This window comes from Polaromonas sp. P2_G11, from assembly GCF_056403595.1.
This window is the reverse complement of record NZ_JBFUFE010000001.1, coordinates 794,002-815,878: the sequence shown is the minus strand read 5'-3', so window position 1 is coordinate 815,878 and position 21,877 is coordinate 794,002. Positions and strand designations below refer to the sequence as shown.

The following is a 21,877-nucleotide window of genomic DNA, read 5'->3' as shown; positions in this document are numbered from 1 at the left end:
CTGAACCATGACCGTTACCGCCCCTTTCATCACTTCCCTTGCCGTCAGCCCCTTGATCCGCCTGCATGCCAACGACAACGTGCTGGTCGCCAAAACCGTGCTGTCGCTGGGCCAGGAGTTGCCCGAAATCAGCGCACGCGCGCGCGCGCAGGTGCCCGCCGGGCACAAGATCGCGGCCCGCCGCATTGCGGAGGGCGAGCGCATCCTGAAGTACGACACGGTGATCGGCGTGGCTGCGCGCGACATCGAGGCGGGTGACTACGTGCATTCGCACAACATGGCACTGGTGGACTTTGAACGCGACCCGGCTTTCGGCCGGGACGTTCGGCCGGTGGACTATGTGCCGCAAGCCGAGCGCGCCACTTTCATGGGCTTTGTGCGCCCGGACGGCCGCGTGGGCACCCGCAATTTCATTGGCATCCTGTCTTCGGTCAACTGTTCTGCCACTGTCATCAAAAATATTGCCGCCCACTTCACCCCCGAACGGCTGGCAGCTTTTCCCCATGTGGACGGCGTGGCCGCCTTTGCGCAAACCAGCGGTTGCGGCATGTCTTCCCCCAGCGAGCATTTTGATGTGCTGCGCCGCACTCTGGCCGGCTACGCGCGCCATCCCAATCTGGCCGGTGTGTTGATCGTCGGCCTGGGCTGCGAGCGCAACCAGGTCTCGTCGCTGGTGGAGTCGCAAGGCCTGGAGACCAGCAAGCTCATGCGCACGATGGTGATGCAGGAGATCGGCGGCACCCGTGCCACGATAGAGGCTGGTATCGCCGCTATTTATGAAATGCTGCCAGAAGCGGATGCCGCCCGGCGTCAGGCAGTTCCCGCCAGTCATTTGAAGATCGGGCTTGAGTGCGGCGGCTCGGACGGCTTTTCGGGTATCACGGCCAACCCGGCCCTCGGCGCGGCCATGGATGTGCTGGTACGCCACGGCGGTACCGCCATCCTGTCCGAGACGCCTGAAATTCACGGCGTCGAATACATGCTGACCCGCCGCGCCGTCACGCCCGAAGTGGGGCAGAAGCTGCTGGACCGGCTGGCCTGGTGGGAAAAGTACACGGCGGGCCAGAACGCGCAGTTCAACGGCGTGGTCGGGCATGGCAACCAGGCGGGAGGACTTGCCAACATTTTCGAGAAGTCGCTGGGTTCGGCCATGAAAGGCGGTACCACGCCGCTGCAGGCCGTCTACGAATATGCCGAACCGATCACCCAGAACGGCTTTGTCTTCATGGACTCCCCCGGCTATGACCCGGTGGCATCCACCGGCCAGATCGCCAGCGGCGCCAACCTGATCTGCTTCACCACCGGCCGGGGCTCGATGTTCGGCTCCAAGCCCGCGCCCACCATCAAGCTGGCCAGCAACACGCCGATGTTCAAGCGCCTTGAAGAAGACATGGACATCAATTGCGGCGCCATCCTCGACGGCGAACTTGACGTTGCGCAGATGGGGCAACGGATTTTCGAACAGATCCTGCGCCACGCTTCGGGCGAGCCCACCAAAAGCGAGGCGCTGGGCCTGGGCGACCACGAATTCGTGCCCTGGCATCTGGGCATCGTGAGCTAGGGCCTGCCAACTTAACAGGCCGGGGTATGCAACACTGCGCCTTCTCGACCTTCAACTCTTTCAAGGATGAGTTCATGACTCCAGGCAATCCGTTCAAGGCAGCGCTTGCTCGCGGCCAGCAGCAAATCGGTTTGTGGCTTTCCATGGCCGACCCCTACCTTGCTGAGGTCAGCGCCACCGCCGGATTCGACTGGCTGCTGATTGATGGCGAACATGCGCCCAATGATTTGCGCAGCACGCTCGCCGCGCTCCAGGCTGTAGCGCCCTACCGCTCGCAGCCTGTGGTGCGTGCGGTAGCAGGCGATGTGCCGCTGATCAAGCAGTTGCTGGATATCGGCGCACAGAACCTGCTGATCCCCATGGTCGATACCGCTGAACAGGCGCAGGCCATCGTCAGCGCTACACGGTATCCGCCCTTGGGCATTCGCGGTGTCGGCAGTGCTGTAGGGCGCGCCTCACGCTGGAGCGCGCGCACCGACTACCTTGACAAGGCCGACGGCGAGGTCTGCCTGCTGGTGCAGGTGGAAACCGTCACTGCCCTGGGCAACCTGCAGGCCATTTGCGCCGTGGACGGCGTGGACGGCGTTTTCATCGGCCCCGCCGACCTGGCCGCTTCCATGGGTTTTCGCGGCAAGCCCGGCCACCCCGAGGTGCAGGCGGCGATCGAGCAGGCCATGAAAACCATCATCGCTTCGGGCAAGGCAGCCGGTACGCTGACTTCCGACCCGGCGCTCGCCAGGCGTTACCTGGCGCTGGGCTGCACCTTTGTGGCCACCGGCGTTGACGTCCTGGTCTATGCCAACGCCGTCAGGCGCCTGGCGTCAGATCTTGTGCCATCGGGTGGCGCGCAGGCAGCAGCGCCTGGCGCCGCCTACTGATCCCGGCCAGGCGAAACAGGTGATTTTCCAAGCCCGCAGCTTTCATGGCGAAACGGGCTCTTGCGCGCGCTGATCAAGCGCAAGCAGCTATCAAAACCATAGCGCCTGCACGGGTCTTCCAGTTTGCTGGCATCCCTAGATGTCAAAGCGGATGCCCTGCGCCAGCGGCAGGCTGGATCCGTAGTTGACCGTGTTGGTGGCGCGGCGCATATAGGCCTTCCACGAATCCGATCCCGACTCGCGCCCGCCGCCGGTTTCTTTTTCACCGCCAAAGGCGCCGCCGATCTCCGCACCGCTGGTGCCGATGTTGACGTTGGCAATCCCGCAGTCGGAGCCGCGCGCCGAGGTGAACTGCTCGGCTTCGCGCAGGTCTTGCGTGAAGACAGCCGACGACAGGCCGTGCACCACGGCGTTGTTCAGCGCGATGGCTTCGTCAAAGTTGTCGTAGGGCACGACATACAAAATCGGCGCGAAGGTTTCGTGCAGCATGGGGCCGGCTTGCTCCTTCAACTCCACGATGGCGGGGCGCACATAGTGGGCTGATCCATCCCCCGGTTGGCGGTCACCGAAATGCACAGTGGTGCCCAGCTTCTTCGCTTCGCCCAGGGCCGACTGCATGGCCTCAAACGCACGGCCGTCGATCAGCGGGCCGACCAGCGTGCCGTCTTTGAGCGGGTTGCCGATGGGCAGGCGTTCAAACACAGCGACCAGGCGTTTGACCAGTTCCGGGTAGATCGAGCGGTGAACGATCAGGCGGCGCAGGCTGGTGCAGCGCTGGCCGGCAGTGCCGGCAGCTGCGAAAGCCGCACCGCGCACCACCAGTTCCAGGTTGGCCGACGGGCAGACGATAGCGGCGTTGTTGCCGCCCAGCTCCAGCAGCGAGCGCTTGAAGAGGCCGGCGCAGGCAATGGCCACGTTCTTGCCCATGGCGGTGGAGCCGGTGGCGCTTACCAGTTTCACATGCGGGTGCTTGACCAGGGCCTCGCCGGTGGCGCGCTCGCCGATCAGCAGTTCGCTCAGGCCTTCAGTGGCCAGGTCCAGGTCTTTCGCCGTTTGCAGCAGCAGGCCGTTGAGGGCGATGGCCGACAGCGGTGTTTTTTCCGACGGCTTCCAGGCCAGTGTGTTGCCGCACACCAGCGCCAGCGCGGCGTTCCAGGCGAACACCGCCATCGGGAAGTTGAAGGCCGAGATGATGCCGACCACGCCCACGGGGTGCCAGGTTTCCAGCAGCTTATGGTCGGGGCGTTCGCTGGCAATCGTCAGGCCGTAGAGCTGGCGCGACAGGCCGACCGCGAACTCGCAGATGTCGATGACTTCCTGCACCTCGCCCAGGCCTTCCTGCAAGATCTTGCCGGTCTCCAGCGAGATCAGCTGGCCCAGCTCGGCCTTGTGGCGGCGCACGGTTTCACCAAAAGCACGCACCAGTTCGCCGCGTTTGGGGGCGGGCACATTGCGCCAGTCGATAAAGCGCTTGTATGCGCCGTTCAATGCGCTGTCGACGTCGGCGGCGCTGCGAATGGCCACGCGTGCCAGAAGGCTGCCGTCGATGGGGGTGACCACTTCGATGGCCGCGGAAGCCTTGCTGCCGAGGTCGGCGTTGACGCCCAGGGCTTTAAAGAGGGATGAAACGTCGCTGGAGTGACTCATGCGGAAGTCCTTTCGTGGGTTGTCCTGAAATCGGAAGCGGTGTGGATGGCGACGCTTTGCAGCCCGCGGCCCAGGCGCTCTGCGCCTTGCTGCAACGCTGCCGGTGATGGGTTGGCAAAACTCAAACGCAACCAGGGTTGTGCGGCGTTGCTGATGCTGAAGGCGGCGCCTGGTACTACCAGCACTCGATGCCGAAGCCCGAAGTCCACCCAATCTTGTGCCGGCAACAGGGGCAGGTCGCTGCGCAGCCGTGCCCAGACAAACATGCCGCCTTGCGGCGCACCGAATTCGAGCAGCCCGCTGGCATGCGCGCGCAAGGCGTTGGCCAGCGCGGCGCCTTTGGCCGCGTAGGCTGCGCGCAGCGAGGCCAGGTGCGGCGCGAGGCGGTAGGAACCCAGCATGGTCGCCAGCGTGAGTTGCTCCAGCGAACCGCTGTGCACATCGGCCGCCTGCTTGGCCAGCACCACTGCGCGCAGGATGTCCGCAGGCGCGAGCAGCACACCGAGCCGAAGGGCCGGGGCCACCACTTTGGAATAGCTGGTCATGTAGGCGACCTGGGCGGGCGAGCCGGCCTGCTGGTTGAGTTGCGCCAGCGGCGGCGGCGGCGCCTCGCCAAACCACAGCTCACCATATGGGTCGTCTTCGATCAGGATCACGCCGTACTGCGCGGCCAATTCCAGCAGACGAAGCCGCCGCGCCAACGGCAGCACGGCGCCGGTCGGGTTGGCAAAGTTTGGTACGACATACAGCACGCGCGGGCGCTCAGCCAGCAGGATAGATTCGAGCCGGTCGATATCCATGCCCTGTGCGTCTGTTGGAACTTCAATCAGCCGCGCACCTGCAAAACGGAAAGCCTGCAGCGCGGCCGGGTAGTTGAACGACTCCACCGCGATACCTTCGCCCGGCTCGATGAGCACACGCGCCAGCAAATCGATGGCTTGCTGCGAGCCGGTGGTGATGAGCAGCTCGCTCGCCTTGGCCGCCAGGCCGCGTTGTGTGAGCAGGGCGGCGCTGGCTTCACGCAGCTCTGGCAGGCCCTCGGTAGCGCCGTATTGCAAGCTGCGGCCTTGCAGCTTGCCGGTCACGTCCTGCAGCGATTCGCGCAGCCAGTCGGCCGGCAGCAGCGCCGGATCGGGGTGGCCGCCTGCCAGCGAAATCATGCCCTCCTGGCCGGCGAGCGCCAGCATGGCGCGTATGGGTGAACCGCTGGCTTGCGCGTAAAGTGCGCGCACAGCACTCATGCGCGTGCGGCCGTCATGCCGAAAATGCCGGTGGCGTTGCCAGCGTCAAAAGCCAGGTCCAGCCTAGGCACCTGCACGGGGTCATTTGCCGCAATGGGTGTCAGTGCATCGCGCGTGATGAATTCGTAGAAAGAGCCGGGCACATCGCGCGTGACGCGGCCTTGCGGGGTGATGAACTCGCGCTGCACCGTTGCGGCACGAAAGGCGGTCTGGCGCACACGGCCGCTGGCAGAGACTTCAACCTTGTACTTGATGGGCCGGCCCAGCGTGCGCTGGCGTTCGGCGACCGCGTCCACGTCACTCACGCGGTCGGTGGCATGGTTAAAGGCATTGCCTTCGGTGGCAATCCAGGCCATCTCGGCGGATTCGGCCAGCAGCAATTCGTAGTCGTCCATGCCAAACACGCCGTGCTGGCGGTCAAAGCACTGCAGCAGTTGCGGCAGTAAACGCAGCGCCTGCACCAGGGGCAGCACGCCGTCACGCGTGAGTTGCTCGAGGTCCGCCACATCCTGCGGGCCCAGCGGGTCGCGTGAGGTCGACAGCACGCGCGTGACGGCCGACTGGAAGGGCGCGGAGAACTGCTCGGGGTGCAGCTCGGAGACAAAGAACTGCGCAATGTCTTCGGGAAAATCGCGGTGGCTGTAGGCGCGGCCTGTCATCTTCAGGCGCGGCAGCGGGTAGGTGCCCTGCAGTTCAAAACCCAATGGGCGCAGCACGCGAGTGAAGGCGGCTTCGCCCGCTGGCAAGGCGCCGCTGGGCCAGCGCACCGTGCGCAGCGCGCCGTGGTCAAACACCACTTGCCGTTTTTGTGCGACCACGTCGCTGGCGATGTAGTCCTGCCCCGCCGGCACGCGCTGCACCAGGCCGTGGAACAGCGCCATGTTCAGCGCCTGGGCCAGTTCGGCCCGGGTGACGGTGCCCGAGGCCGGCTGCTGCAGCGACGGATGAACGTACATCTGTTCATGGATGTCTTTGACGGCTTCGGCGGGCAGGCAGCAGGCGAGGAGCTTCTGGAGGTGGGTCATTTTCAGGCGTATTGTCGGCAGGTGAAAGCCGGATTTTCGGCAGTTTCAGCGTCATGCACAAAGGATGTATTTCGATGGACGCATGAGATATATTCATGCGATGCGCCGAAAGATCCCCTCCACCCAGGCCCTGCTCGCCTTTGAAGCGGCGGCCCACCGCGGCAGTTTCACACTGGCGGCGCAAGACCTGTCGGTGAGCCAGAGCGCGGTCAGCCACCAGATCCTCGGGCTGGAGCAGGACCTGGATGTGAGTCTTTTCCTGCGCCTGCCGCGCCAGCTGGAACTGACCGACGCCGGCCGCTCGCTGCTGGCGCGGGTCAGCCCGGCGCTGGATTCGCTGGAGGCCGCCATGCTGGACCTGGTGTCGTCCAAAGGCGAGGGCGGCACGCTGGAGCTGGGCGTGGTGCCCACCTTTGCCACCAAGTGGCTGATCCCGCGCATGCCATCGTTTTTGAAAGCGCACCCCCATGTGACGCTGAACTTGGCCACACGCCTGCAGCCCTTTGACTTTTCATTGACGGGGCTGGACGCCGCCATCCACTACGGCCGGCCCGACTGGCCGGGCACCGAGTCGGAATATTTGATGGGTGAAGACAGCGTGGTGGTGTGCAGCCCGGTGCTCATGAAAAAGCGCCAGCTGCGCCGGCCGGCCGATGTCTTGAAGTTCACGCTGATCCATCAGAGCACACGCCCGCACGCCTGGCGCGACTGGTTTCAGCTGGCCGGCATTGATGATGCGCAGGGCGCCGGCACGGGCCCCAAGTACGAACTCTTTTCCATGATCGCGCAGGCCGTCAAGGCCGGGCTGGGTCTTGCAGTATTGCCGCGCTTTCTGGTGGCCGACGATATCGCTGACGGCACACTGGCCGTGCCCTTTGATCTTTCGCTGAGCTCGGACTTCGCTTACTACCTGGTCTGGCCTTCGCAGAAAACCAGCTGGCGGCCGCTGGTGCAGCTGCGCGGCTGGCTACGCGAGCAGGCGAGTTCTTTGGCGTAAATGGGGGCGATGAAGTCGCCGCATGACTTGGCTCTGCTGTCAGTCGACGCGTTTTCCCGAATCCCACAACTGCACAAGGCCGAACGCCAGGAGCAGCGTTCCCAGGGCCAGCCATATGCCGATGAGTCCACGCGGCCCCATCGCCTCGAAGGCCCAAACTTGTGTCCAGGCCCACTTGCCGGTAAAGGGCGGAACGGAAGGCGTGAGCCATTCTGACCAGGCCAGGCAAAAAGCGGCGAATGCGAGTCCTAATTTTGCAATCGCGCGCTCTTTGGCCGAAAAACTCACAAGATGCTTTTTGGCGAGTTCGTTATCCATGAGGTCTTTCCGTTCTTGGGGGCGTGGAGGAGGATTGCAACCTGGAGAGTGTCTCAGGCTTTGTCGGCTGGCGCCAGACTCTGCGCTGGCCGCCTCAGCGTACTGTCAAACGGATTGATCTGCGCACTGATGGCCGTCGCTTCACGCTTGAGCAACTCCACCACCGTAGGCAAGCGGTCAGGGCTCAGGCGTGAAGAGATGGTGCCCACGCTGAGCGCGGCGACGGCGCGGCCTTCGCGGTCCAGCACCGGCACGCCGACACCGGCCATGCCGTCGAGCAGGTTGGTGTTGCGCCCGGCGTAGCCGAGCTCGCGCACACGCTCGATCTCGGTGCGCAGGTAAACCTCGTCGTACACACCAAACTCTCGCACGCGTGGCAGGTTGTAGCGGATCACTTCTTCGCGCTCTGTCTCGGGCAAAAAGGCCAGGATGGCCAGACCGCCCTGGCCCATTCCCAGCGCCACGCGCCCGCCGATGTCGCCGGTGAAGGAGCGGATGGGAAACGGCCCTTCGCTGCGGTCCAGGCAGACAGCGTCAAAGCCGCTGCGCACCAGCAAAAAGATGGTGTCACCCAGGCTGGCGCACAGCCGCAGCATTGAAGGCCGGCACAGGCTGCGCAGGTCCATCGTGTTGCCGGCCTGCGCGGCCAGTGCAAAAAAATCAATGCTCAGCCGATACAGCTTGGAGCCGGTTTCCTGCTCGACCACGCGCTCGGCCACCAGGCTTTGCAGGATGCGGTGGGTGGTCGCCTGCGTGAGGCCTGTGGCCTTGGCGATGTGTGTGATGCGCCCGCCCCTGGCCTGCGTGGCGGCCAGCGCCCGGATGATGGAAAAGGCGCGTTGCACGCTGCTGGAGCTATTGTCTTCGTCTTTCATGGTGTCTCCGTTGGCGGAATCAGTATGGCATCAAGTGTATATAAATTCCATTCAACGGAATAAATCAAATAAAGATATCTCTATACGGAATAACCTATTGACGATTTTTCATGGGATGCCATAGCATGAAGTCATCAAGGTGTCATCGTCTTGCACGTCGTCCGGATGTTGCGGCGCTGGCCACCCCCTTGTTGCAGAGGTGCCCCCCATGTCTTTTTTGACCCTGGCGAATGTGAACAAGTCTTATGGCGCCACCCGCGCCGTGGCCGACATGAACCTGTCGGTGGAAAAGGGCGAATTCGTCTCGCTGCTCGGCCCTTCGGGTTGCGGCAAGACCACCACCTTGCAAATGATTGCGGGCTTTTGTGAGGTGACCTCCGGCCAGGTCACGCTGGACGGCCGCGACATCACCCACGCCAAGCCCAATTCGCGTGGCCTGGGCATCGTGTTCCAGAGCTACGCGCTTTTCCCGCACATGAGCGTGTACGACAACGTCAGTTTCGGCCTGGAGATGCGCCGCGTGCCCAGGGAAGAACGCGCCGAGCGAGTGAAAGCCGCGCTGGCCTTGGTGCACCTGGAAGCGCACGCAACCCGCTACCCGCGTGAATTGTCGGGCGGCCAGCGCCAGCGTGTGGCCCTGGCCCGTGCCCTGGTCATCTCGCCGCCCGTGCTGCTGCTGGATGAGCCACTCTCCAACCTGGACGCCAAACTGCGCGAGGAAATGCAGTTCGAGCTGCGGCAAATCCAGCGCAAGGTTGGCACCACCACCGTGATGGTCACGCACGACCAGACCGAAGCGATGTCTATCAGCGACCGCGTGGTGGTGATGGAAGCCGGCCGCGTCACGCAGATCGACGAACCGCACCGGTTGTACGAACATCCGCAGACCCGTTTCATCTCCAGCTTTGTCGGCAAGGCCAATTTGCTCGAAGGCCGCGTGATGGCCGCCGGCCCGTGGGCCACCGTGCATGTGGGCGGCAATGTACCGCTGGAGGTGCAGGCGCCCGGTGTGTCAGAGGGCGATGCCGTGGTGCTGAGCCTGCGTCCCGAAAAAATCCGCCTGGTGCCTGAAGCCCAGGGTCGCATAGGCGGCACGGTACACGAGCGCTTCTTCCTCGGCAGCCAGTGGCTCTACCAGGTGTCGACCGCCGCCGGGCAGCTCGCGGTGGTCTGCCCCAATGACGGCACGGCGCCCGCCGAAGAAGGCGCCAACGTAGGCCTGGACTGGACCGCCCAGCAAGTGCGCCTGCTGCCCGGCGCACAAGGGGTGCCGGCGTGAACAGTACGACCGTGGCTGCACCGATGACATCGGCCCGGGCCAGTGCATCGCGCACGCCGTGGCTGCTGTCGGCGCCGGCCTTCACGCTGTTTGCCTGCCTGCTGCTGGTGCCGCTGGCGCTCACCGCAGTGCTGTCCTTTCAGGTGTTTGACCACGCCACCGGCGTGAAGAACAGTTTCACCCTGGCGCATTACGCCGCCGTGCTGACGGACGACTACTACCACGGCATCTTCTGGCGCACGCTATGGATTTCGGCACTCACCACGCTGATCTGCATCGTTGTCGGCGCGCCCGAAGCCTATGTGCTCAGCCGCATGCGCAGCCCCTGGCGCTCGATTTTGTTGCTGGTGGTGTTGGCGCCGCTGCTGGTGTCGGTGGTGGTGCGGGCGTTTGGGTGGAGCATGCTGCTCGGCCCCGAAGGCGTGGTCAACCAGGCCATGCGCGCCGTGGGCCTGCCGTCCATGCGCATCCTCTATACCGAAGCGGCCGTGGTCATCGCCCTGGTGCACGTCATGCTGCCCTTCATGGTGATCCCGGTGTGGACTTCGCTGCAAAAATTGGATCCGGGCGTGGAAGACGCTGCGCTGTCGCTGCAGGCCTCGCACTTCACCACCTTGCGCCGCATCATTTTTCCGCAGGTGCTGCCCGGCATCCTCTCGGGCAGCCTGATTGTGTTCGGCCTCTCCGCCAGCGCCTTCGCCATCCCAGGCCTGCTTGGCGGGCGGCGCCTGAAGATGGTCGCCACCGTGGTGTACGACGAGTACCTGCATGAGCTCAACTGGCCGCTGGGCGCGGCGATTGCGCTCACGCTGCTGCTGGCCAACCTGGCCATCATGCTGAGCTACAACCGCGTCCTTGAGCGCTCTTATAAAAAGTCTTTGGGATAAGGAGCGCGCCATGTCCAGGAACGGTCCCCTCGCGCTGCTCTTCAACGCACTCGTCATCACCTTCATGCTGGCGCCTCTGGTCATCGTGTGCGTGGTGGCCTTCACGCCCGGCAACACGCTGGCGATTCCGACCACGGAGTTTTCATTGCGCTGGTTCCGCGCGGTGTTTGCGCATTCGGACTTTGTGCAATCCTTCAAGAACAGCCTCTGGCTGGCGGCCATCTCTGCCACGTTGGCGACTTTGCTGGCGGTACCTGCCGGGCTGGCGATTGCGCGGCACAGTTTTCCGGGCCGTGATTTCCTCAATGGCCTGTTTCTCTCGCCGCTCATCATTCCGCACCTGGTGTTGGGCGTGGCGCTGCTGCGTACCTTCTCGCTGATCGGTGCGACCGGCAGCTTTTTCTGGCTGGCGCTGGCGCATGTGGTCATCATCACGCCCTATGTGCTGCGGCTGGTGCTGGCTTCGGTCGAAGGCAGCGACCGCAGCGCCGAGCAGGCGGCCCTCTCGCTGGGCGCAAGCCAGGCGACGGTGTTTGTGCGCGTGACGCTGCCGATGATCCTGCCCGGCGTCACCGGCGGCTGGCTGCTCGCTTTCATCAACAGCTTTGATGAGGTCACCATGTCGATCTTTGTCACCGCGCCTTCCACCGTGACCTTGCCGGTGCGGATGTACATGTATGCGACCGAGTCGATAGACCCCTTGATGGCGGCCGTCTCGGCCCTCATGGTGGCGCTCACGGCTGTGGCCATGCTGGTGCTGGACCGCATCTACGGCCTCGACAAGATTCTGGTCGGACACAAATGAAATCAACCATTGAAATCGCCGGGGTAAGCCTCAAGCCTGCAGCCCTGCTTCACCGCGTGGCCGAAGGCGGCCGCAAACCCGTGGGCTTTGTGCTCAATGGGCTGGCACTGACGGCACTGGCCGGCGACACCGTGCTGACGGCGGTGCTGACGCACAGCGCGCAGCTGCGCTTCAGCGAATTCAGCGGCGAGCCGCGCGCCGGCTTTTGCCTGATGGGTGCCTGCCAGGACTGCTGGGTCGCCACCGAATCGGGCCGGCGACTGCGTGCCTGCAGCACCTTCATTGAAGAAGGCATGCGGCTGGTGACTGGCGCGGAGGGACCGGTATGAGCACGCAGGCGGTGATTGTGGGCGCCGGCCCGGCCGGCGTGCGCGCGGCCGAGGCGCTGGTGGCGCACGGCCTGCGTCCCGTGGTGGTGGACGAAGCGCCGCGCTGGGGCGGGCAGATCTACCGCCAGCCGCCCGCGGGTTTCTCGCGGCCTAAAGAGGCTCTCTATGGTTTTGAGGCCGGGCGCGCCGATGCGGTGCATGAGGCCCTGGCCGGCATCCTGGACAAGGTTGATTACCGCCCCGACACCCTGGTCTGGAGCGCTGAAGGCGGCAAGCTCGACTTGCTTCATCACGGGCTGATGAGCACGCTGCCCTACAGCCATCTCATTGTTGCCACCGGCGCGACAGACCGTGTCCTGCCTTTTCCCGGCTGGACTTTGCCCGGCGTCTATACGCTGGGCGCCGCGCAGGTGGCCCTGAAATTCCAGGGCTGCGCAATTGGCTCGCGCGTGGTGTTTGCCGGCACCGGGCCGCTGCTGTATTTGATTGCTTACCAGTACGCCAGGGCCGGCGCCAAAGTTGTGGCGGTGCTCGATACGGCCAGTTTTGCAGGCAAGGCCGCCGCCGTGCCCGCCATGCTGCGCCAGCCGGCGCTATTGGCCAAGGGCCTTTATTACCTGGGCTGGTTGCGCATGCATGGCGTCGCGGTGCACCAGGGCGTGGAACTGGCAGGCGCCACAGGCGATGAACGCGTGCAGGCGATGCACTGGCGCAAGGGCGGCCGCGCGCACGAGATCGCCTGCGACGGCGTGGGTTTTGGCTACGCGCTGCGGCCCGAAACGCAGCTGGCCGATTTGCTGGGCTGCCGTTTTCGCTATGACAACCTGCAGCGCGGCGCATTGCCCGAGCGCGACGCCATGGGCCGCTCCAGCGTGGCAGGTGTTTACCTGGCTGGCGATGGTGCCGGCATCATGGGCGCTGATGCCGCGGAATGGGCTGGCGAGCGTGCCGCGCTGGCGCTGCTGGCGGACACCGGGCACAGGATCGATGTGGCACGCGCGGCCTCGCTCGAAAACCAGCTTTCGCGTACGGCGGCCTTTCGGGAAGGGTTGGAGCGCGCCTTTCCGTTTCCCGTTGACTGGGCTGCAGCCGCCCCTGATGAACTGGTGGTCTGCCGCTGTGAAGAAATCACCGCGGGCGAGTTGCGCCAGTGCGTGGCCGACACCGGCGCGCGCGAGATGAACCGCCTCAAGGCGCTGACGCGGGTGGGCATGGGGCGCTGCCAGGGGCGTACCTGCGGCGTGGCGGCGGCGGAAATCCTCGCACAGGCCTGCGCTGTATCGCCTGATGCCGTAGGCCGGCTACGCGGCCAGTCACCCATCAAGCCCCTGCCATTTTCGGCCGTGGCCGCCCAGGCAATGAAGCAGGAGGGCGTGTAGTGGAACGCGTCACGGCCGACGTTGCGATTGTGGGCGGCGGCATCATGGGCTCGTCTGCGGCCCTGTTCCTGCGTCGCATGGGCTTTTCGGTGGTGCTGCTGGAGCGCGACCTCTGCGGCTCCCGTTCCAGCGGTGTCAACTACGGCGGCGTGCGTCGCCAGGGCCGGCCGCTCAGCCAGTTGCCGCTGTCGCAGCGCGCGCAAGGCTTGTGGGCGCAATTGCCTGCGCTGATCGGCATCGACGGCGAATACCTCCCTTCGGGTCACCTCAAGATCGCGCGCAGCGAAGCCGACCTGGTCTCGCTCGAAAGCTACCGCGAGCGCACGTTGGGCTTTGGCATGGATTTGCAGATGCTCTCCGTGCGCGCCTTGCGCGAGCGTTGTCCATGGCTGGGAAAAGCTGCGATAGGCGCTTCACTGTGCCCTGGTGACGGGCAGGCCAACCCGCGCCTCGTGTCGCCGGCCTTTGCGCTAGCCGCGCGCAAGCTCGGTGCCGACGTGCGCGAACAGGCTCGCGTGGATGAGGTGGCGCGCGATGGGTCGGTGTTTGTGCTGCGTTCTGGCGATGCGCTGGAGGTTCGCGCCAAACACCTGCTCAATTGCGCGGGCGCATGGGCCGGCGCCCTCGCGGCGCAATTTGGCGAACCTGTGCCGATGGAGGCCGGGCACCCTGAGATGTCGGTGACCGAGCCGTTGCCGGCGTTCATGAACCTCAGCCTTGGCGTGGAAGGCGGTGGCATCTATGCCCGCCAGGTGGCCCGCGGCAACTGCGTCATCGGTGGCGGCCGGGGTTACGCGCTGGACGACCAGCGTGCCCGCGCACAGCGCAGCGGCCTGGCCGGCCTGATGCAGCAAACCGTCGAGCTGCTGCCGGCGCTGAAACACGCGCACATCATCCGCACCTGGAGCGGCACCGAAGGCTACCTGCCCGACCGCCAGCCGGTGATAGGGCCGAGCGCCACCACACCGGGCCTGATTCATGCATTCGGATTCGCCGGGGGCGGCTTCCAGCTGGGGCCGGGCGTGGGTGCGGTGCTGGCCGACCTGGTGTGTGAGGGCCGCAGCGCCACGCCAATTGACGCTTTTTCGATTGAACGCTTTTCCGCAAACCCGCGTGCGACAACCGCCGGGCCCGTTTCTTTCTCCGTTGTCTAGTCCTCTTCACAGTCCTCCTCAATTTCACTGCCTTCACTTCACCAACGCCACCAGGAGCTTTCCATGAACATCTCCCTACGATTCCTGACCGCCCGCGCTACAGCGGTGTCGCTTGCCGTTGCAGCCGCCGGCCTGGCCGGCGGAAACGCCATGGCCCAGACCAAGACGCTGTACATCGGCATGAACGGCGGCACCATGGAAAAAACCTACACCGAGAACGTCTTCGGCGCGTTTGAGAAGGCCAACAACGTCAAGGTCGTGGTCGTGCCCGGCACCTCGTCAGACATCCTGGCCAAGGCGCAGGCCAACAAGGACAACCCGCAGATGCACGTGATGTTCCTGGACGACGGCATCATGTACCGCGCCATCGGTATGGGCCTGTGCGAGAAGATGCAGGCCACCCCTGCGTTGAATGACCTGTTTCCCACGGCGCGCTTCAAGGGCGACATGGCCGCCGGCGTCAACATCGGCATGACCGGCATTGCCTACAACAAGAAGATGTTCGCCGAAAAAGGCTGGACACCGCCGACTTCCTGGATGGACATGGCCAACCCGAAGTACAAGGGCAAGGTGGTGTTCCAGTCGCTGTCGTCGTCGACCTTCGGCCTGCACGGCTTCCTGCTGTTCAACCGCATCCAGGGCGGCAATGACAAAAATGTGGAGCCCGGCTTCAAGGCCTGGCCCACCACCATAGGCCCCAATGTGCTCGAGTACATCCCGAGCTCGGCCAAGATCGCTGAAATGGTGCAGACCGGCGAGGCCGCGATGTTCCCGCTCACGCCCACCGCCGTCGGCGTGCTCAAGGAAAAAGGCCTGCCCGTGGAATACGTGCAGCCCAAGGAAGGTTCGGCCGTGCTGACGGTGGGTGAATGCGTGATCGCGAAGAACAGTGAACCTGCGCTGGCTCACAAGCTGGCCCAGTACCTGCTGTCGCCTGAGGCGCAGGCCGCGGCGCTGGAGTTTGGCGACCAGATACCGTCCAACCCCAAAACCAAGGCCAGCGGCAAGGCCGCCGCGCTTGTGACCCAGATGAACACCTACATGAAGACGGCGACCACGGTGGACTGGGATGCCATCAACGAGAACCGCCCAGCCTGGAATGCGCGCTGGAACAAGACGGTCGAGCGCTGATCATCTATTGCCTGCACCTTTCGCAGGCGCCGCATGCAAAAACCCGAAGCGGGCCTTTCCGGGCCACTTCGGGTTTTATGCATTTTTAGGCCTCCAGCGCAGTAGGGATGAGCGCGAGCAGCTATTAAATCTATAACAATCTAGTTCCGCCGGCCGCGCAGCAAACGCAAGCCATTGCCCACCACCAGCAGGCTGGCGCCCATGTCGGCAAACACCGCCATCCACATCGTTGCCGTGCCGAAGATGGCCAGGAGCAGGAAGATGCCCTTGATGCCCAGGGCCAGGCTGATGTTCTGCCACAGGATGGCATGCGTGCGTTGTGACAGCCGCACCGTTTCGGCCACACGCTCCAGGTTGTCGTTCATGATCACCACGTCGGCCGCTTCCATGGCCGTGTCGGCGCCGGCGCCGCCCATGGCGAAGCCGATGTCGGCCTGCGCCAGCGCGGGCGCGTCGTTGATGCCGTCGCCTGTCATGCCGGTGGCGCCGTAGTGCCGCTGCATTTCCCTGATGGCTTCGAGCTTGGCCTCGGGTAGCAGGTCGCCGCGCGCGTCGCTGATGCCGGCCTGCGAAGCGATGGCTTGCGCGGTGGCAGCATTGTCACCGGTCAGCATCACGGGCGTGACGCCCAGGGCCTGCAGTTCGGCAATCGCCCGCCGGGACGTTGGCTTGATGGTGTCGGCCACTGCGGACAGGGCCAGCACGCGCGTCCCGTCGGCCAGCAGCGTCACAGTGCGGCCTTGCTGTTCATGCCGGGCGAGTTCGGTTTCCAGTTCCACACTGCACAGGCCCAACTCATGGATGAGGCGGTGATTGCCCAACACGAGGCGTTGGCCCTGGGCCGTTCCCTCAACGCCACGGCCCGGCAGGGCCTTGAAGGCTTGTACCTCGGCGGCATCGGTGTTCAGTCCCGCCGCAATCGCTTTGGACACCGGATGATCAGATCGTGAGGCCATGCCGGCGGCCAGCTGCGCGGCCATCGCTGCGTCGGCATTGCCCCAGGTACGCCAATCCACCAACTGGGGCTTGCCCTCCGTGATGGTACCGGTCTTGTCGAGTGCGATGGCTTTGAGCAGGCGCGCCTGCTCGAGGTAGGTGCCGCCCTTGATGAGGATGCCCTGGCGCGCGGCGGCCGAAAGCCCGCTTACCACCGTGACGGGCGTGGAAATCACCAGCGCGCAGGGACAGGCGATGACCAGCAGCACCAGCGCCTTGTATGCCGACTCTTGCCAGCTCAGGCCCGCCAGCAGCGGCATCAGCACGGCGACGGCAACGGCGATGGCGAACACTGCCGGCGTGTAGACGGCGGCAAAGCGGTCGACAAAACGTTGCGTGGGCGCGCGGCTGCCCTGGGCCTGCTCGACGGCATGGATGATGCGTGCCAGCGTGGTGTTGCCGGCCGCCGCCGTGACGCGGATTTCCATCTCACCTGTTTCGTTGATGGTGCCTGCAAAGACGGTGTCGCCCGGCTCCTTGTCGACCGGAATGCTTTCGCCGGTGATGGGCGCCTGGTTGACCGCGCTGCTGCCCAGGGTCACCAGGCCGTCCAGCGGTACGCGCTCGCCGGGGCGTATGCGCACCAGGGCCTGCAGCGGCACGGCGGCCACCGGCGTGTTGGCCCACGCGCCGTCTTCGCCCTGCATCAAGGCCTGCTCTGGTGCCATGTCCAGCAGGCCCTTGATGGCGTTGCGCGCGCGGTCCACGGCTTTGGCTTCGATCAGCTCGGCAATGGCATAGAGCGCCATCACCATCGCGGCTTCCGGCCACTGGCCGATCAGGAAAGCGCCGGTGACGGCGACCGACATCAGCGCGTTGATGTTGAGCTTGCCGCGCAGCAGGGCGGCCATGCCCTTTTTATAGGTGTCCAGGCCGGCCAGGCCAATGGCCAGCGCCGCCACCGCCATGCCGGCGATTTTCCAGGCCAGCAGCTCGGGCGCAAAAAACGACACAGCCTCGGCGCCCACGGCCAGCACCAGCGCCGCGGCCAGGCGGGTGACACCGCTGCCAAAACCGTCAAAACCGCCATCATGGCTGTGGTCGTGCCCATGCCCCTCATGGTCGTGGCCGCCTGTATGCGTGCTGGCACCCTGGGCAGGCTGAGGGTCAAACCCGGCCTTGCGGATCGCGTCCAGGGCAGTCGCACAGGCTTCTTCGCTGGCGTCTATTCGCAGCGTGCGTGCGCCCAGCTGGAAGCCCAGCGACCGGATACCGGCGATCGGCTCCAGCGCGCGCCGGATGTCAGACTCTTCGGCGCTGCAGTCCATGGTGGCGATGCGGAAAATCCGCCCCGCGGTACCCGCGGCATTGGATACAGGTGCGTGTGCGGCGTGGGCGCCGCCACAGCAGTCGCCGGTAGGGGCATCCACGCCGGAAACAAGGGTTTTTTCAGATTTCATGGCCTAATTGGAAACCCTGTAGCGGCCTTAGAGTCAAGCTGGCTGCTGAAGTGACCCTACAGCAATGTGGGGACGATGTTCAAGGAGTCGCCATGAAAATCGGAGAACTGGCCAAAACCGCACAGACCCAGACGGAAACCATCCGTTACTACGAACGTGAGGGTCTGTTGCCCGAAGCGGCGCGCACCGACGCCAATTACCGCATCTATGACGAAAGCCATGTGCAGCGCCTGGCCTTCATACGCCACTGCCGGTCGCTGGACATGACGCTGGCGGAAATTCGCGCACTGCTGAACTTCAAGGATGCGCCGGCCGGCAGCTGTGACGACGTCAACAGCCTGCTGGACGAGCACATCAGCCACGTCGCCACCCGCATCCGCGAACTCAAGGCGCTGGAAAAAGACCTCAAGGCTCTGCGTGAGCAGTGTGCCAGAGGCCAGGCCGGGGGCGACTGCGGCATCCTCAGCGGCCTGGAAAAAGCTGCACTGCGGCAAAGCCAGAACCGTACCCCCGCCGGGCGCGGCCATGCGCATATCCACGGCGCGCACCCGCAGGTCGGTGTGCCCGCCAAAGAAGAGGGCCGCCAAAAGACCGCTACCGGCAAGGCGGCTGCCGAGCGCAAGTGACAAAACGCGGCCCGGTATTTTTACAAAGCACTTGCTTGCTAAAAATATCGGGTTTTGCTAAGGTCCGTCCTTATGGACAAACCTGCCGCGCGTTCGCGACCTGCCGCACGCGCTCATACCCCTTCGAAAACCGCAACCGGCAGCGCTGAAAAGCGTCCGCGCGGCCGGCCGCGCAAAACCCTGGACGAACGCGACGACGGCAACCGGCGGGTCGAACTCGTCAATGCGGCCGCCCGGTTGTTCCGAAAAAAAGGCTTTGACGCCACCAGCACGCGCGACATCGCAGCGGCCGTCGGCATGCACAGCGGTTCGCCCTTCTACCACTTCAAAAGCAAGGCGGCACTCCTCAATGCCGTGATGGAAGAGGGCATGCGCTCGGCGATTCAACGCCAGGCCGCGGCCCTGCAGGCGGCGGGGCTCTCTACCGCTGAGGCGCCAGCGCTGCTGCACGTGCTGATCCGCAATCACTTTGACGTGCTGCTGGGCCCCGGCAGCGACTTCATCCCTGTGATGCTTTACGAGTCGCGTTCGATCACAGCCCGGCAGCGCAACCTGCTGGCCAGACTGCAAAGCAATTACGAAGCTGTCTGGGAGCCTGTGCTGAAGGCGTTGGCCGCGGCAGGGCAACTCAAGGGACCGGTGAAGCTTTCGCGCCTTCTGATCTTTGGGGCACTCAACTGGTCGGTGCAGTGGTTTGATGCAAAAAAAGATGCGTCACTGGACGATCTGGCGGATGCGGCCATGGCGCTGTTCATTGGAGAAAAGACTCCGAAATCTCCGGCAAGAAAGATCCGCGCATGAGTTACCAATCCGTGTTCCAACCCAGTCTTTTTGCCGGTCAGGTCATTGTTGTCACCGGCGGCGGCTCCGGCATTGGCCGCTGCATCGCGCATGAACTCGCTGCGCTGGGCGCGCATATGGTGCTGATAGGCAGGAATATCGAGAAACTTCACAGCGTGGCCGGCGAAATCGTGGCGCAGGGCGGGCGCGTGAGTTTTCACCCCTGTGACATCCGCCTGGAAGAGGCCGTCAAGACCACCATCGCCGCCATCGTGGTGGCGCAGGGCCGTATCGATGGGCTTGTCAACAACGCGGGCGGCCAGTACATCACGCCGCTGGAATCCATCAGCGCCAAGGGCTGGGAGGCCGTCATCAACACCAACCTGACCGGCGGCTTCCTGATGGCGCGCGAATGCTACCTGCAAGCCATGCAGGAAAAGGGCGGCAGCATCGTCAACATAGTGGCCGACATGTGGGGTTCCATGCCCAGCATGGGCCACAGCGGCGCGGCGCGCGCCGGCATGGTGAGCTTCACCGAAACCGCGGCGGCCGAATGGGCCCATAGCGGCGTGCGGGTGAACGCGGTCGCGCCCGGCTACATCGCCTCCAGCGGCATGGACCACTACCCGCCCGAGGCCGGCCCCATGCTGCGCGAGATGCGCCACACGGTGCCACTGGGCCGCTTCGGCACCGAAAGCGAAACCTCGGCGGCCGTCGTCTTCCTGCTCAGCAAGGCCGCCAACTTCATCAGCGGCAGCACCTTGCGCGTCGACGGCGCCAGGCCCCAGATGCGCATGGGCTGGCCCATGCAGCGGCCCGATACTGACGCGCTGCAGCGTGATGCGATCAAACCTTTCGATGGTTTTCACCTGGCTGAGACCCCCAAGGTCTTCCAGTCATGACGCTGTTCCAGTCTGCGTGGAATGCGCAATCGCCACAAGCCATGCAGCGGCGTGAGGCCATGCTGTCGCGCATCGCCGCATTGCGCGCGCTGGAAGAGCGCAGCGCCGCCGCCTCCGCCAAATCACGGCCCGCCTTCGACAAGCGCGGCCAGCTGCTGCCGCGCGAGCGGGTGGCGCTGCTGCTGGATGCGGGTGCGCCCTGGCTGGGCCTGTGTTCCCTCGCGGGTTACCTGCAGGACAACAAGGACGCGGCCCAGTCGGTGCCGGGCGGCGGCGTGGTGGCGGGTATCGGCTTTGTGAGTGGCGTGCGCTGCATGGTGGTGGCCAGTGATTCAGGCATAGAGGCCGGCGCCGTCCAGGCCATGGGACTGGAAAAGATCCTGCGCGTGCAGGAGATTGCGCTGCAAAACAAGCTGCCCTTTATCCACCTGGTGGAAAGTGCGGGCGCCAACCTCATGCGCTACCGGGTCGAAGGCTTTGTGCACGGTGGAAGCCTTTTCCGCAATCTGGCGCGGCTGTCGGCGGCGGGCATTCCCGTCATCACCGTGCAGCACGGTTCGGGCACGGCTGGCGGCGCCTACATGCCGGGCCTGAGCGACGTCGTCATCATGGTGCGCAAGCGTTCCCGCGCTTTCCTTGCCGGCCCGCCACTGCTGATGGCCGCTACCGGCGAGGTGGCGACCGAAGAAGAACTGGGTGGCGCTGAAATGCACACCGGCGTGTCGGGCCTGGGTGAGCATCTGGCTGATGACGATCGCCATGCGCTGGGGCTGGCGCGCCAGGTGGTGGCCCGTACTTCATGGTCAAATCGGGCAGCAAGCAAAGCAGGGCGGGCGCAAGCAGCTACTAATTCAATAGCAAACACCGATCTCCCCTGTGAGCCGATTTACCCGCCTGACGAGCTGCTGGGCCTGGTTCCCGACGACCTGCGCCAGCCGCTGGACATGTACGAGGTCATCGCTCGGCTGGTGGATGGCTCAGACTTTTTGCCGTTCAAGGCGCTTTATGGTGCGGCCACGGTGTGCGTGCAGGCATCGATTGACGGCCATGCGGTCGGCATCATCAGCAACAATGGCCCGATTGACGTGGCCGGCGCCAACAAGGCCACGCACTTCATCCAGCTGATGTGCCAGCTGGGCCACCCCCTCATCTACCTGCAGAACACCACCGGCTATATGGTGGGCAAGGAGAGCGAGCAGGCCGGCATGATCAAGCACGGCTCCAAGATGATCCAGGCGGTGACCAATGCCGCCGTCCCGCAAATCACCATCCAGTGCGGCGCTTCATTTGGCGCGGGCAACTACGGCATGTGCGGCCGCGGCTACGCGCCGCGCTTTCTTTTCACCTGGCCCGGCGCCAAAACGGCGGTGATGGGGGGCGAACAGGCCGCGCGCACCATGCAGATCGTAGGCGAGGCGGCCCTGGCGCGAAAAGGCATCACGCCGGACCCGGCTCAGTCGCAAACCCAGTACGACAAGATCGTCGCCATGTTCGAGGCGCAGGCCGATGTGTTCTACACCTCGGGCCTGGTGCTGGACGACGGCGTCATCGACCCGCGCGACACGCGCGCGGTGCTGGCACAGTGCCTGGCAATGTGCGCCGAGGCCGATGCGCGGCAGCTGAGGCCCATGCAGTTTGGCGTGGCGCGCATGTAGACCGCCTGCAAA

Annotated in this window: 20 protein-coding genes; 14 read left to right on the top strand and 6 right to left on the bottom strand. The window is 64.7% G+C overall.

The window, feature by feature from the left end; all coding sequences use genetic code 11:
- The first annotated feature begins 7 nt into the window (after positions 1 to 7).
- Entirely contained in the window at positions 8 to 1,561 is a 1,554-nt protein-coding gene (locus tag AC1DWQ_RS03995; protein WP_477668461.1) for a UxaA family hydrolase, read from the top strand.
- A gap of 74 nt (positions 1,562 to 1,635) precedes the next feature.
- Positions 1,636 to 2,439 (top strand): 4-hydroxy-2-oxoheptanedioate aldolase, encoded by an 804-nt coding sequence (gene hpaI / locus AC1DWQ_RS03990; protein ID WP_477668924.1) that lies wholly within the window; start codon positions 1,636 to 1,638, stop codon positions 2,437 to 2,439.
- A gap of 135 nt (positions 2,440 to 2,574) precedes the next feature.
- Here hpaI and amaB read toward each other — a convergent pair whose 3' ends face one another.
- From amaB to AC1DWQ_RS03975, 3 genes are read right to left on the bottom strand one after another with little or no spacing between them, the layout of a single operon-like run.
- The gene (amaB, locus tag AC1DWQ_RS03985) at positions 2,575 to 4,086 is read right to left on the bottom strand and encodes an L-piperidine-6-carboxylate dehydrogenase (RefSeq protein WP_477668460.1); all 1,512 of its coding nucleotides are present in this window, start codon (positions 4,084 to 4,086) and stop codon (positions 2,575 to 2,577) included.
- On the bottom strand, positions 4,083 to 5,327 hold the full coding sequence (locus AC1DWQ_RS03980; protein ID WP_477668459.1) for an aminotransferase-like domain-containing protein: 1,245 nt from the start codon (positions 5,325 to 5,327) through the stop codon (positions 4,083 to 4,085). Before AC1DWQ_RS03980 ends, amaB begins: the two co-directional genes overlap by 4 nt.
- Positions 5,324 to 6,352, bottom strand: a complete 1,029-nt coding sequence (locus tag AC1DWQ_RS03975) for a 2-oxoadipate dioxygenase/decarboxylase family protein (protein ID WP_477668458.1) — start codon at positions 6,350 to 6,352, stop codon at positions 5,324 to 5,326. The genes AC1DWQ_RS03980 and AC1DWQ_RS03975 overlap by 4 nt, the downstream gene beginning before the upstream one ends.
- A 100-nt stretch (positions 6,353 to 6,452) precedes the next feature.
- On the opposite strand from AC1DWQ_RS03975, the gene AC1DWQ_RS03970 reads away from it, so the two are divergent.
- Positions 6,453 to 7,349 carry a LysR family transcriptional regulator gene (locus AC1DWQ_RS03970; RefSeq protein WP_477668457.1) on the top strand — a complete coding sequence of 299 codons (897 nt, stop codon included), beginning with the start codon at positions 6,453 to 6,455 and terminating at the stop codon, positions 7,347 to 7,349.
- 39 nt (positions 7,350 to 7,388) lie between these two features.
- Here the strand turns inward: AC1DWQ_RS03970 and AC1DWQ_RS03965 are convergent, their stop codons facing one another.
- Together AC1DWQ_RS03965 and AC1DWQ_RS03960 are read right to left on the bottom strand one after the other, a co-directional pair.
- Entirely contained in the window at positions 7,389 to 7,667 is a 279-nt protein-coding gene (locus tag AC1DWQ_RS03965) for a hypothetical protein (RefSeq protein ID WP_477668456.1), read from the bottom strand.
- A 53-nt stretch (positions 7,668 to 7,720) separates the two neighbouring features.
- A complete protein-coding gene (locus AC1DWQ_RS03960) occupies positions 7,721 to 8,542 on the bottom strand; it encodes an IclR family transcriptional regulator (protein ID WP_477668455.1) in 822 nt (273 codons plus the stop codon).
- Between the two features lie 208 nt (positions 8,543 to 8,750).
- Between AC1DWQ_RS03960 and AC1DWQ_RS03955 the strand changes: the two genes are divergently transcribed.
- The 7 genes from AC1DWQ_RS03955 to AC1DWQ_RS03925 all read left to right on the top strand — a co-directional run bounded on the left by AC1DWQ_RS03955 (position 8,751) and on the right by AC1DWQ_RS03925 (position 15,506).
- Complete coding sequence (locus AC1DWQ_RS03955) at positions 8,751 to 9,821, top strand: ABC transporter ATP-binding protein (protein WP_477668454.1); 1,071 nt, start codon at positions 8,751 to 8,753, stop codon at positions 9,819 to 9,821.
- 23 nt (positions 9,822 to 9,844) lie between these two features.
- Positions 9,845 to 10,708, top strand: a complete 864-nt coding sequence (locus AC1DWQ_RS03950) for an ABC transporter permease (RefSeq protein WP_457281644.1) — start codon at positions 9,845 to 9,847, stop codon at positions 10,706 to 10,708.
- A 10-nt stretch (positions 10,709 to 10,718) separates the two neighbouring features.
- Entirely contained in the window at positions 10,719 to 11,513 is a 795-nt protein-coding gene (locus tag AC1DWQ_RS03945) for an ABC transporter permease (RefSeq protein ID WP_477668453.1), read from the top strand.
- Positions 11,510 to 11,842 (top strand): (2Fe-2S)-binding protein, encoded by a 333-nt coding sequence (locus AC1DWQ_RS03940; RefSeq protein WP_477668452.1) that lies wholly within the window; start codon positions 11,510 to 11,512, stop codon positions 11,840 to 11,842. The genes AC1DWQ_RS03945 and AC1DWQ_RS03940 overlap by 4 nt, the downstream gene beginning before the upstream one ends.
- Positions 11,839 to 13,221, top strand: coding sequence for an FAD/NAD(P)-dependent oxidoreductase (locus AC1DWQ_RS03935; RefSeq protein ID WP_477668451.1), 1,383 nt, complete (start codon positions 11,839 to 11,841; stop codon positions 13,219 to 13,221). Before AC1DWQ_RS03940 ends, AC1DWQ_RS03935 begins: the two co-directional genes overlap by 4 nt.
- Complete coding sequence (locus AC1DWQ_RS03930; protein WP_477668450.1) at positions 13,221 to 14,375, top strand: NAD(P)/FAD-dependent oxidoreductase; 1,155 nt, start codon at positions 13,221 to 13,223, stop codon at positions 14,373 to 14,375. The genes AC1DWQ_RS03935 and AC1DWQ_RS03930 overlap by 1 nt, the downstream gene beginning before the upstream one ends.
- A gap of 63 nt (positions 14,376 to 14,438) precedes the next feature.
- Positions 14,439 to 15,506, top strand: coding sequence for an ABC transporter substrate-binding protein (locus AC1DWQ_RS03925; protein ID WP_477668449.1), 1,068 nt, complete (start codon positions 14,439 to 14,441; stop codon positions 15,504 to 15,506).
- 140 nt (positions 15,507 to 15,646) lie between these two features.
- Here AC1DWQ_RS03925 and AC1DWQ_RS03920 read toward each other — a convergent pair whose 3' ends face one another.
- Positions 15,647 to 17,902 (bottom strand): heavy metal translocating P-type ATPase, encoded by a 2,256-nt coding sequence (locus AC1DWQ_RS03920; protein ID WP_477668448.1) that lies wholly within the window; start codon positions 17,900 to 17,902, stop codon positions 15,647 to 15,649.
- Between the two features lie 92 nt (positions 17,903 to 17,994).
- On the opposite strand from AC1DWQ_RS03920, the gene cadR reads away from it, so the two are divergent.
- The 4 genes from cadR to AC1DWQ_RS03900 all read left to right on the top strand — a co-directional run bounded on the left by cadR (position 17,995) and on the right by AC1DWQ_RS03900 (position 21,865).
- Positions 17,995 to 18,528 carry a Cd(II)/Pb(II)-responsive transcriptional regulator gene (cadR, locus tag AC1DWQ_RS03915; RefSeq protein ID WP_477668447.1) on the top strand — a complete coding sequence of 178 codons (534 nt, stop codon included), beginning with the start codon at positions 17,995 to 17,997 and terminating at the stop codon, positions 18,526 to 18,528.
- Between the two features lie 72 nt (positions 18,529 to 18,600).
- Positions 18,601 to 19,329: a TetR/AcrR family transcriptional regulator gene (locus tag AC1DWQ_RS03910; protein ID WP_477668446.1), complete on the top strand. Its 729-nt coding sequence runs from the start codon at positions 18,601 to 18,603 to the stop codon at positions 19,327 to 19,329.
- On the top strand, positions 19,326 to 20,210 hold the full coding sequence (locus AC1DWQ_RS03905) for an SDR family oxidoreductase (protein WP_477668445.1): 885 nt from the start codon (positions 19,326 to 19,328) through the stop codon (positions 20,208 to 20,210). The genes AC1DWQ_RS03910 and AC1DWQ_RS03905 overlap by 4 nt, the downstream gene beginning before the upstream one ends.
- Complete coding sequence (locus tag AC1DWQ_RS03900; protein ID WP_477668444.1) at positions 20,207 to 21,865, top strand: acyl-CoA carboxylase subunit beta; 1,659 nt, start codon at positions 20,207 to 20,209, stop codon at positions 21,863 to 21,865. Before AC1DWQ_RS03905 ends, AC1DWQ_RS03900 begins: the two co-directional genes overlap by 4 nt.
- The last annotated feature ends 12 nt before the right edge of the window (positions 21,866 to 21,877 follow it).

Bases quoted from the DNA above. Each gene is read 5' to 3' on its own strand.
- AC1DWQ_RS03995 (WP_477668461.1), top strand. From the start codon at position 8: ATGACCGTTACCGCCCCTTTCATCACTTCCCTTGCCGTCAGCCCCTTG.
- hpaI (WP_477668924.1), top strand. From the start codon at position 1,636: ATGACTCCAGGCAATCCGTTCAAGGCAGCGCTTGCTCGCGGCCAGCAG.
- amaB (WP_477668460.1), bottom strand. From the start codon at position 4,086: ATGAGTCACTCCAGCGACGTTTCATCCCTCTTTAAAGCCCTGGGCGTC.
- AC1DWQ_RS03980 (WP_477668459.1), bottom strand. From the start codon at position 5,327: ATGAGTGCTGTGCGCGCACTTTACGCGCAAGCCAGCGGTTCACCCATA.
- AC1DWQ_RS03975 (WP_477668458.1), bottom strand. From the start codon at position 6,352: ATGACCCACCTCCAGAAGCTCCTCGCCTGCTGCCTGCCCGCCGAAGCC.
- AC1DWQ_RS03970 (WP_477668457.1), top strand. From the start codon at position 6,453: ATGCGCCGAAAGATCCCCTCCACCCAGGCCCTGCTCGCCTTTGAAGCG.
- AC1DWQ_RS03965 (WP_477668456.1), bottom strand. From the start codon at position 7,667: ATGGATAACGAACTCGCCAAAAAGCATCTTGTGAGTTTTTCGGCCAAA.
- AC1DWQ_RS03960 (WP_477668455.1), bottom strand. From the start codon at position 8,542: ATGAAAGACGAAGACAATAGCTCCAGCAGCGTGCAACGCGCCTTTTCC.
- AC1DWQ_RS03955 (WP_477668454.1), top strand. From the start codon at position 8,751: ATGTCTTTTTTGACCCTGGCGAATGTGAACAAGTCTTATGGCGCCACC.
- AC1DWQ_RS03950 (WP_457281644.1), top strand. From the start codon at position 9,845: ATGACATCGGCCCGGGCCAGTGCATCGCGCACGCCGTGGCTGCTGTCG.
- AC1DWQ_RS03945 (WP_477668453.1), top strand. From the start codon at position 10,719: ATGTCCAGGAACGGTCCCCTCGCGCTGCTCTTCAACGCACTCGTCATC.
- AC1DWQ_RS03940 (WP_477668452.1), top strand. From the start codon at position 11,510: ATGAAATCAACCATTGAAATCGCCGGGGTAAGCCTCAAGCCTGCAGCC.
- AC1DWQ_RS03935 (WP_477668451.1), top strand. From the start codon at position 11,839: ATGAGCACGCAGGCGGTGATTGTGGGCGCCGGCCCGGCCGGCGTGCGC.
- AC1DWQ_RS03925 (WP_477668449.1), top strand. From the start codon at position 14,439: ATGAACATCTCCCTACGATTCCTGACCGCCCGCGCTACAGCGGTGTCG.
- AC1DWQ_RS03920 (WP_477668448.1), bottom strand. From the start codon at position 17,902: ATGAAATCTGAAAAAACCCTTGTTTCCGGCGTGGATGCCCCTACCGGC.
- cadR (WP_477668447.1), top strand. From the start codon at position 17,995: ATGAAAATCGGAGAACTGGCCAAAACCGCACAGACCCAGACGGAAACC.
- AC1DWQ_RS03910 (WP_477668446.1), top strand. From the start codon at position 18,601: ATGGACAAACCTGCCGCGCGTTCGCGACCTGCCGCACGCGCTCATACC.
- AC1DWQ_RS03905 (WP_477668445.1), top strand. From the start codon at position 19,326: ATGAGTTACCAATCCGTGTTCCAACCCAGTCTTTTTGCCGGTCAGGTC.
- AC1DWQ_RS03900 (WP_477668444.1), top strand. From the start codon at position 20,207: ATGACGCTGTTCCAGTCTGCGTGGAATGCGCAATCGCCACAAGCCATG.